This is a genomic window from Streptomyces dysideae, assembly GCF_001514305.1.
GTDB lineage: Bacteria > Actinomycetota > Actinomycetes > Streptomycetales > Streptomycetaceae > Streptomyces > Streptomyces dysideae.
In genome coordinates this window covers 1-9,531 of record NZ_KQ949152.1, presented here as the reverse complement: position 1 = coordinate 9,531, position 9,531 = coordinate 1, and the positions used below count along the sequence as shown (strand labels likewise).

Genomic DNA, 9,531 nt, shown 5'->3' with positions numbered 1-9,531 from the left:
CAAGTGGTCTTGAACGGTTCACACACCGCGACGCGAGGGTGGGGCCAAAACTCACTGACAGATCATGCCCGAACGATCGACAAGTGGGGCCGAAACTCACTGACAAGTGGGGCCAGCTCACGCTGCCGAAGCCAACTCCGTTAGCAGTGAAGACAGTTCGTTAGCATTGGATTGGCAAATCCGCAGCTTTCCTTAGCAATGACTACGAGCAGTGGCGGTCGGTTGTATGGCACTTCCGTCGGTCTGCGGGTCGTCGGTTCGACGCGATGGTTCGGCGGTGGCGGCGAGCAGGGCGGCGTCGTCGTCGACCCGGTCGGGGGTGTTCAGTAGCCCCAGGGCCCGTTCGGTGATCTGCTGGGGGTCAGTGCGGGCGGTGGCGGGCAGCGCGCTGCAGGTCTGGCGCAGGGCCGCCAGGCCGTCGTCCAGGGACAGCGCCCGGTTCTCCAGCAAACCGTCGGTGTATAGCAGCAGGCTGGTGCCGGGCGGGAACGCCACCTCGCGGTCGACTGGGGTGCTGCCCAGTCCCAGCGGCAGCGCCGGGTGCAGCTCCAGGTAGGCGGTGTCGGCGGCTACCAGCAGGGGCGGCAGGTGCCCGCTGGCGGCGTAGCGCAGGCCGTGACGGTGGGGGTCGTAGACCGCGTACAGGCAGGTCGCGAAGCGTTCGGTGGCGAGCGACTGCAGGTAGGCGTCCAGCCTGGCCAGCACCTGGGCCGGGCCGGCGCCCTCCAGCGCGAGGCTGTGCAGGGCGGAGCGGAGTTGGCCCATCACGGTGGCGGCTTCCACGTCGTGGCCCATGACGTCGCCGATGGCCAGCCCCACGGCGCCATCGGGCAGGGCAAGCACGTCGTACCAGTCGCCGCCGACCTCGGCGCCGCGGTTGCTGGCCCGGTAGTGGGTGGCCAGGCGCACCCCGGGCACCTGGGGCAGGCGGTGGGGCAGCAGGGCGCGCTGCAGGGTCAGGGCGAGGCGGCGCTCCTTGTGGTACCGGGTGGCGTTGTCGTAGGCCAGGGCCAGGCGGTGGGCGAGGTTCTCCAGATACTTGTGTTCGACCGCGGAGTACCCGCCGGTGTGCCGGACCAGTACCAGGGCCCCCAGCGTCTGGTCGTGGGCGTGCAGCGGCAGGGCCAGCACGGCGGCGGGCGCCGGGGGCGGGCCGACTGGAGCTGGGGCGGTGCCGTTGATCGCGTGAGTGGCGGCGGTGGCCAGAGCCTCGCGGGCAAGAAGGGGGGTGCCGGCGATGTATGCCGCGGGCGACTGCGCCGGGGCGGGTGCCGCAGCGGTGAGGTGGATGCTGATCTGGTCGGCGAAGTCGGGCAGCAGGATCTGACCGGCAGTCTGCAGGATCTGGTCCGGGTCGAGGGTGGCGGACAGCCGCAGGCCCGCGTCGGCCAGGGAGGCCAGCACGGCCAGCTGGTCGCGGGTCTCGGTCAGGACCTGTTCGCGCAGCCGGGACAGTTCCAACCCGGTGCGGACGCGCGCCAGCAGCTGGCGCGCGGAGAAGGGTTTGGCCAGGTAGTCGTCAGCGCCGGCGTGCCGGCCCTGCACGGATTCCTCCTCGCCGGCGCGGGCGGTGAGCAAGACGATGGGCAGGCGGGCGGTGCGCGGGTCGGCGCGCAGCGCCCGGACCAGCTCGAAGCCGTCCATGCGGGGCATCATCACGTCGCTGAGCACCAGCTCCACCGGCTGCGCCAGGGCCGTCTCCAGGGCGGCTCGGCCGTCGGCGGCGAGCAGCACGTCGTAGTCGGGCTGCAGGAGCTGGGTGAGGTAGGCGCGCATGTCGGCGTTGTCGTCGACGACCAGCAGGCAGGCCCGGTGGGGGTGGTCGGTTTCGTCCGGGCCGGGGCCGTGGGGGGCATCGTGGGTCGCGGGGACGGGCGGGGTGCGTGCCGCGGAGGTGGCCGCGGCGGGGACCGGATCGGCCGCCAGCCAGCCCAGCGCCTCGTCGACATAGGCCGCGGCGCGGCCGGGCCGGCCGCCTCCGTCTTCCCTGCGGATTTTCCCGGGGGATCCGGCGCCGGCCGCGGGCGGGGCCGGGCGGGGCCGGTGGGCGGCGGCGAAGGGGAGGTCCACGGTGACGGTGGTGCCCTGGCCGAGCCGGCTGTTCACGCCGACGGTGCCGCCGTGCGCTTCCACCAGGTCCTTCACCAGCACCAGGCCGAGGCCGCTGCCCTCGTGGGAGCGGGAGCGGGCGCCGCGGACCCGGTGGAAGCGCTCGAACAGGCGCGGCAGCTCGTCCGCGGGGATGCTGGTGCCGGTGTCGGTCACGGTCAGCCGGGCCCGGTCGCCGGCCGCGGCCACCTGCACCCGGGCGCCGCCGGTGAAGGTGAACTTCAGGGCGTTGCTGAGCAGGTTGAGGATGATCTTCTCCCACATCTCCCGGTCCAGGGACACCGGCTTGGGCAGCGGCGGGCAGTCCACCTCCAGCGTCAGCCCGGCCGCCTCGAAGGCAGAGCGGAACACCCCGGCCAGCTCGGCCGTGGCACCGGCGAGGTCGACCGGCTCGAGAGCCGGGCGCATCTGCCCGGCCTCGGCCCTGGCGACGTCCAGGAGGGTGTTGACCTGCTTCAGCAGGCGCAGGGCGCCGCGCTCGGCCAGCTCCAGCTGCTCGCGCCGCTCGGGCCGGTCCTCGTCGGCCAGGGCCTGCTGGAGCGGGCCAAGGAGCAGGGTGAGCGGGGTGCGGAACTCATGGCTGACGTTGGCGAAGAAGGTGGTCTTGGCCCGGTCCAGCTCGGCCAGCGCTTCCGCCCGCCGGCGCTGCTCTTCGTGCGCGAGCGCGGCCGACTCGTGTGCGAGCGCGGCCGACAGCGCCCCGGCCACGGCTGAGGCGAGCACGTCCAGGAAGTCGTGGTAGGCCCCGGCCGGGGGGAAGCAGGGGTTGACGCCCACCACCAGGACGCCCTCCACCTGGCCCGCGCAGTGCAGCGGCAGGGCCAGCGCCTGCTCGACCGGGAGCCGGGGGGCCGCGGCGTGCTGGCCGGCCGTGCTGCCGCCGGTGAACGCGGCGGCCCGCAGCGTGGCCGGGGCACCGTCGGCGACCACCTGCGCCAGCCGGGCCGCCGCCTCCGACCCGTCGGCCGTACCCAGCGAGATGGTCTCGGGCGCCGACGGGAGCCCGGCGGAGGCCGCCGGGCGCTGCATCCCCGGCTCGGAGGCCAGGTACAGGCCCAGAAACGGGATCTCCTCGGGGTAGGAGCCCGCCACCTCGACGACCACGCGGGCGACCTCGCCAGGGGTGGGCAGCCCGGCTGTGCGCGTGCCGGTCTCGCTCAGCAGGCGCAGCCGGCGCTCGCCCAGTACCCGGCCGGTGGTCTCGGTGAGGATCTGCAGCACGCCGCCGGCGGTGCCGTCGTCCAGCAGCACGGGCTGGAAGGCGGAGTCGAAGTAGCACTGCTCCAAAAAGCCGTGGCGCTCCATGATGAGCAGCTCATCCGGGACCAGCAGCGGCTTGCGGGTGCCGGTCACATAGTGGAAGTGGGAGCTCACGGGGTGGGCCCAGACCTCGGGGAAAACCTCCTTATAGGGCCTGCCGAGCGCCCAGGGGTGTTTGGCGCCGACGATGGGTGTGGAGCCCAGGTTGTACAGCGTGGCGAATTCAGCCCCCCAGTACAGAGCCATCCCATGCTCAGAGGTGAGCATGAGGCGCAGGGTGTCCACCAGGGGCCCCGGCCAGGAGACGGGGGGCCCGAGCGGCGTCGCCGCCCAGTCGATCCCTGCCAGAAGCTCGCCGAACGCGCCGCCCTCGGCGAACACCCGGGCCGCCGCGGTGCGCGGGTCATCGGGCCGGGTCATCGAGAAATCTTCCTCCTGGCGCCTACGTGATCCGCCCGTGCCCTCCCAAGGCTGCCGACGGCCACTCGCTGCGGACCTCCCGGGCAGATCGGACGCCGGATCCGAGGGCTCTGGCTACGCTTCTGCCCGAATTGTAAGCTTAAAACAATTAAGAGGTCATTTGTCCAGAAGTGTACGCCTGCGGCCCGCACGCCGACGGCGGTGATCGTCGACTCGCAGTCCCTGCGGGCGGCCGACACCGTCGGCGCCGACGGACAAGGCCGAGAGGCCCGGACTCACTGGATCATCCGGATCTGTGAACACCAAGGCGTACCGGTCCTCGCCGACCGCGCCTACATGGGAGCCCGTGGGTGACCACGCCCCTCAGGCGCCCGCCCGGCCGGAACCTCACGCCAACCCAGCAGACCGTCAACCGCGCGCTGTCCGCGGCACGGGCACCCGCCGAGCGCGACGTCGCACGGCTGAAGCCGCGGCGGATCTTCCGAAGGTCCCGATGCAGCCCGAATCGAAGGTCGTCAATCGGCCGCGGCCATCCTCACCCTGGAGCGGCAACACTGAAATCAATGTATTGCTCGAGAGGTCACGGCTACGGAGGCGGGTGCACGGTCACTGCAAGGCGTCCAGGATGCGCCACGCGACCTGCTACGCCTTCCCTGGTGGGCACGGGAGTTGACCCGCCACACCCGCTCGGCGAGCAGGAGGCGGTGCAGCTTCTCGAAGACGCCGGCCTCCTGCCACCGACCGAGCCGGCGCCAGCAGGTCTGCCCGGAGCCGAACCCCAGCTCCAGCGGCAGCAGTTGCCAGCTGACGTCGTTGTAGAGTACGTACAAGACGCCCTGCAGGCACACCGGTTCGCTGTTCCGGCCCTCCTGCTCGCGTACCAACTCCCGCACCAGGCCGTTGAGCTCGGCGAAGATGCCATCCTTCTGCCACCTGGCGAAGTAGCCGTAGACCGTGTTCCAGCTCGGGAAGTCGTGCGGCAGGCAGCGCCACTGCACCCCCGTCCGGTCCACGTACAGGATCGCGTTCATGATCTCGCCCAGGTCGTGCTCGGGCGGCCGGCCGAAGCCCAGGGCGCGGCCGTGACGTTCGTAGCGCCAGGCCGCCAGCACTGGCTCGATCAACTCCCAGCGGGCATCGGACAGATCGCTCGGATACGGGCGTCGTTCACTCATGACCTGGACGTACCACCCGATCCCACCGTCTTTTCACGCCCTCGCGCCACACCCGGCTGCGCGCCATGGCCGCCGCTCCGCTGAACGGGTCCGCCACCCGCTACACGATCGTGTCGTTCCTCAAGTACAACGACGGCACCGTGAACGTGTACCAGTCCGACGACGCCACCGACTTCCGGCTGGCCAAGTCCTCCGCGTACACCCCGCCCAGCAACCGCATCCGCGACGTGAGCATCTTCAAGCACACGGACGGCCTCTACTACATCACCTACACTACGCACACCTGGCAGGACGTCAGCCCGACGGTCGGTTTCGCGCGCAGCTCCGACCGGGTCAACTGGACGTTCCTGTACGACTACACGGTTCCCATAGCGAACCTCTCGCGGGCGTGGGCGCCGGAGTGGTTCGTCGACAGCGACGGCAGCGTGAACATCATCCTGTCGTGCTCGACGACCAACGACCAGTGGACCTTTTCGACGTACCGTTGGCGGGCCACCAACCCCTCGCTGACGGCGTGGAGTTCGCCGGTCGCCATGTCGGGCCTCGGCGCCAACCACATCGACACGTTCATCGTGAAGATCGGCTCCACGTACCACGCGTTCCCGAAGAACGAGACGACGAAGTACATCGAGTACGCCACCGCCTCCAACCTCGACGGACGGCGGCCCACTTCACGGTGATCAAGGAGACGGTGTCGGGAGGCCCGAGTCTGTCGACCAGTGCCATCCGCTCCTTCCAGTCGGTCAACTTCTCCACTGGCAGGAGCAGTCGTCCCCCTGCTCAACCTGGCGGTGGTGAGCGCCTCCAGTACCACCGCGGAGAAGCAGGCGTCCACGTTCACCGTGGTGCCCGGTCTCGCCGACTCGAACGCCTTCTCGTTCCGGGACTCGGCCGGGAAGTACCTTCGGCACCGGGACTTCCGGGGCCGCTTCGACACGAACAACGGCTCGTCGATCTTCGCGAAGGACGCCACGTTCATCGCCCGCACGGGTACGGCCTCGGGGGCGATCCGCTTCGAGTCGTACAACTACCCGGGCTACTACCTGCGGCACTACAACTACCAACTACGGGTGGACCCCTCGGATGGCACGGACCTGTTCGCGCAGGACAGCTCCTTCGTCCCGGTCACCGCCTGGGCCGTCGCTACCGGACTCGCCCTCGTCCCGCGGGTGACGCTTCGGCGGTCGGCGATCCGCAGGGCGGCCACGTCTACGCGTCGACGGCGGCGGAACAGCGGCAAGAACGCCGCCGTGCTCTCGGACTCCCTGGCCAACGGCGCGGCGGTCGTGAAGAAGGACTCCTTCGGACGGGCCGGGCCAGCTGTGGACGTGCCGGGCGCCGTATTGGTCGGCCGTAACGTGTAGATGTCAGGCCGCCCTGCTCATGGTCATCCAGCGCCATTGGGTGAACTGCTCCAGGTTGGCGGTGCCGCCGATGCGGGAGCCGTTGCCCGATGCTCCCATGCCGCCAAAGGGCGCGTTCGCGGCGTCCTTGGCGGACACGTCGTTGAGGTGCACCATGCCTGTGCGCAGCTGCTCGGCGAGGGCGGTGGCCCGCGGCATCGAACGGGAGTGCACGGCCGCCGTCAGGCCGTATTCGGTGTCGTTGGCGATCTCGACGGCCTCCGCGCCGGTGCGGAACGTAACGACGGGGGCGACGGGTCCGAAGATCTCCTCGGCGAAGGCGGGCATGGTCCGCTCGACGTGGTCCAGGACGGTAGGCGGGTAGAACAGTCCGTCGCGGCGTCCGCCGGCCAGCACCCGTGCCCCGGCGGCCACGCTCTCGTCCACGATGCGCTCGATCCTCACGACCTGGCGTTCGCTGATGACGGGGCCGATTGCGACCCCCTCCTCGCGGGGGTCGCCCATCCGCAGCGCCTTGGCCTGCCTGATCAGCGATTCGGTGTCTCCACGAGGTCGGCGTGCACCAGATGGCGTCCGGCGGCGACACAGGCCTGCCCCTGGTAACCGAAGGAGCTCATCGCCCCGGCCGCCGCGGCGGCGTCGACGTTCGCGTCATCGAGCACGACGATCGAGTTCTTGCCGCCCAGTTCCAGGGCCGCTCGCTTGAGCCCGTCGCCGGCGGCGCGGGCGACGGCCCGTCCGGCTTCGGTGGAGCCGGTGAACACGACCATGGCGACGTGGGGATCGGCCACGATGGCCTGGCCGGTCCCGGTACCCCCGGGCAGGACGTGGAGCAGCCCTTCAGGCAGTCCCGCATCCTGGAACATGTGCGCGACGACGACGCCGCCGGACACCGGGGTGTGGGGATCGGGTTTGAGCAGGACGGCGTTGACGAGGACAAGCGCGGGCGCGAGGGCCCGCATGGCGAACAGCAGCGGTGCGTTCCAGGGGTTGATGACGCCGACCACCCCCATCGGTACCCGCCACGCGTAGCTGGCCTGGCCGGGTACCGACGGGGTCAGGATCTCGCCCCGGGGCAGCGACGCGAGTCCGACGGCCTGCGCCAACTGGCTGCGACCGGCCGCGATCTCGTAGTCGCCCTTCGCCGGGACGCCTCCGGACTCCCTGACGATCCACTCTCGGATGGCCACGCTGTGGTCGCGCAGCGCCCGGGAGGCGCGGAGCAGGACCTCGGCGCGCTCGGGTGGAGCCACCTCAGCCCAAGCCCGCTGAGCCCGGGCGGCCTGGGCCCCGGCCCGGGCGACATCCGCGGGCGCTGCCACACCCACCTCCGCCAGCTGTTCTCCCGTGGTCGGTTCGCTCACCTGTTGGGTGCCGCCTTCGGACTGCCGCCAGTCGCCGCTGTAGATCTTCCCGGTCCACTCGGCTGAGTCCGGCCATCTCCCCTCACCAGTGGAACGCATGGCAGCAGCCCTTCATCTCCTGGTGACCGCTTCAGCCATCGTCAATGAATCTACAGTTTTTTGCTTATATCACCTCATTTAACGTATATGCCACGCGGCTACGGTCATCGGTTGCTCCTGGCCGGGGCGCGACCCATGGTGGAAAGACCGAGGCGAAGGCGGGATGAGCGCCATGACGCGATCTGAAACCGCCGGAGACGACCGGGCCGCGCCGCGAAAGGATCCCGTCGACGAGGCGGCCACGGCTAGAGCCACCGTGGATTCGCGCGGCATCGTGACCCGGTGGAGCGTGGGGGCGCGGCGCCTGCTGGGATACCGGCCCGCTGAGGTCATCGGCCGGGACGCGACCGCGCTGCTCTCCGGGGAGCCGCCTGCCGAGCTGCTGCGGTCCCTGAAGACGCTGCCGAGGTGGAACGGGACGGCGACGCTGCTGCACCGGGACGGCCATCGCCTCACACTGAACCTGCTGGCCCATCACCGGGAGCCGGACAGCGAGGGTGGCTCGGACGGTGCGTGGTTCCTGGTCTGCCCCCTGGCCCGCCCGCCGTCGCCTTCCCAGGACGCCACGCTGGTGATGCGGGCGTTCACCCAGTCCCCGGATACGACGGCGCTCTACGACACCGGTCTGCGGCTGCTGCGTGCGAACGCGAACATGGAACGTGTGATCGGCCTGTCAGAGAAGGCGATGCAGGGACTGCGCGTATCGGAGATCGTGGTCGACCCGCAGAGCGACCAAACCGAACAATGCATGCGGCGGGCGCTGGATACCGGCGAACAGCAGCACATACAGCTGGCCCTGCACCTGGCGGGCCATGAGCGCGAGAGCTTCTGGACGACGTCGCTGACCCCTGTGCGGGACGCCGGAGGAACGGCGCGGGGGGTGCTCCTTTCCGCGCACGACATGACCGCGGAGCACCTGGCCCGGGGCCGTCTGGCCCTGCTCAACGACGCCAGCGTCCGTATCGGCAGCACCCTGGACCTCGCCCGCACCGCGCAGGAACTCGCCGACGTGGCCATCCCGCGGCTCGCGGACTTCGTCACCGTCGACCTGCTCCTCGCCATCGAAGGCGGGGACGAGCCACGCGCCGGTTCACCGCCCGGCCCCGTCATGCTGCGCCGCGTGGCCTACCAGTCTGTTCTGGAGGGCTGCCCCGAGGCCGTGGTCCAGCGTGGAACGGTGGCTGCCTATCCGGACGAGTCGCCCGCGGCCGAGTGCCTGACCACCGGTCGGCCGCTGATCCGCAAGGTGACCGCCTCCGGGATAGCCCGGTGGGCTCTCCAGACCCCGGACCGGGCCGAGCGGGTACGGCGGTACGGCTTCCACTCGGTGCTGGCCGTGCCGATGCGAGCCCGCGGCATCACCCTCGGCGTAGCCACGTTCTCCCGCCATCGGCGCCCGGACCCCTTCGAGCAGGACGATCTGCTGCTGGGCGAGGAGATCACCGCCAGGGCGGCCGTGTGCATCGACAACGCCCGCCGCTACACCCGCGAGCGCCCCACCTCCCTCACCCTGCAGGACAGTCTCCTGCCGCAGCGGCTGCCCCCGCAGGCCGCCGTGGACGTCGCCTCCCGCTACCTGCCCGCCAGCGCTCAGACCGGCGTCGGCGGCGACTGGTTCGACGTGATCCCGCTGTCCGGCGGCCGGGTCGCCCTCGTCGTCGGCGACGTCGTCGGTCACGGCACCCAGGCCTCGGCCACCATGGGACGACTGCGCACCGCCGTACGCACCCTGGCCGATGT

At 70.8% G+C, this 9,531-nt stretch carries 2 protein-coding genes and 5 pseudogenes; 3 read left to right on the top strand and 4 right to left on the bottom strand.

Going from position 1 to position 9,531, the window contains the following annotated elements; translation table 11 throughout:
- Nucleotides 1-192: 192 nt before the first annotated feature.
- On the bottom strand, nt 193-3,789 hold the full coding sequence (locus AQJ91_RS47715; protein ID WP_067036498.1) for a SpoIIE family protein phosphatase: 3,597 nt from the start codon (nt 3,787-3,789) through the stop codon (nt 193-195).
- Nucleotides 3,790-4,056: 267 nt separating this feature from the next.
- Here AQJ91_RS47715 and AQJ91_RS47710 point away from each other — a divergent pair.
- Nucleotides 4,057-4,347 (top strand): annotated as a pseudogene (locus AQJ91_RS47710) (transposase family protein); the annotation flags it as partial.
- A 134-nt stretch (nt 4,348-4,481) separates the two neighbouring features.
- Here the strand turns inward: AQJ91_RS47710 and AQJ91_RS58675 are convergent.
- Together AQJ91_RS58675 and AQJ91_RS58830 are read right to left on the bottom strand one after the other, a co-directional pair.
- Nucleotides 4,482-4,631, bottom strand: a pseudogene (locus AQJ91_RS58675) (transposase); the annotation flags it as partial.
- Between the two features lie 171 nt (nt 4,632-4,802).
- Nucleotides 4,803-4,964, bottom strand: a pseudogene (locus tag AQJ91_RS58830) (transposase); the annotation flags it as partial.
- A gap of 65 nt (nt 4,965-5,029) precedes the next feature.
- Here AQJ91_RS58830 and AQJ91_RS58670 point away from each other — a divergent pair.
- A pseudogene (locus AQJ91_RS58670) lies at nt 5,030-6,103 on the top strand (AbfB domain-containing protein); the annotation flags it as partial.
- Nucleotides 6,104-6,331: 228 nt separating this feature from the next.
- Here AQJ91_RS58670 and AQJ91_RS47690 read toward each other — a convergent pair.
- Nucleotides 6,332-7,791 (bottom strand): annotated as a pseudogene (locus AQJ91_RS47690) (aldehyde dehydrogenase family protein).
- Between the two features lie 163 nt (nt 7,792-7,954).
- Between AQJ91_RS47690 and AQJ91_RS47685 the strand changes: the two are divergent.
- On the top strand, nt 7,955-9,531 hold a 1,577-nt coding region (locus AQJ91_RS47685), incomplete at its 3' end, for a SpoIIE family protein phosphatase (RefSeq protein WP_159054838.1).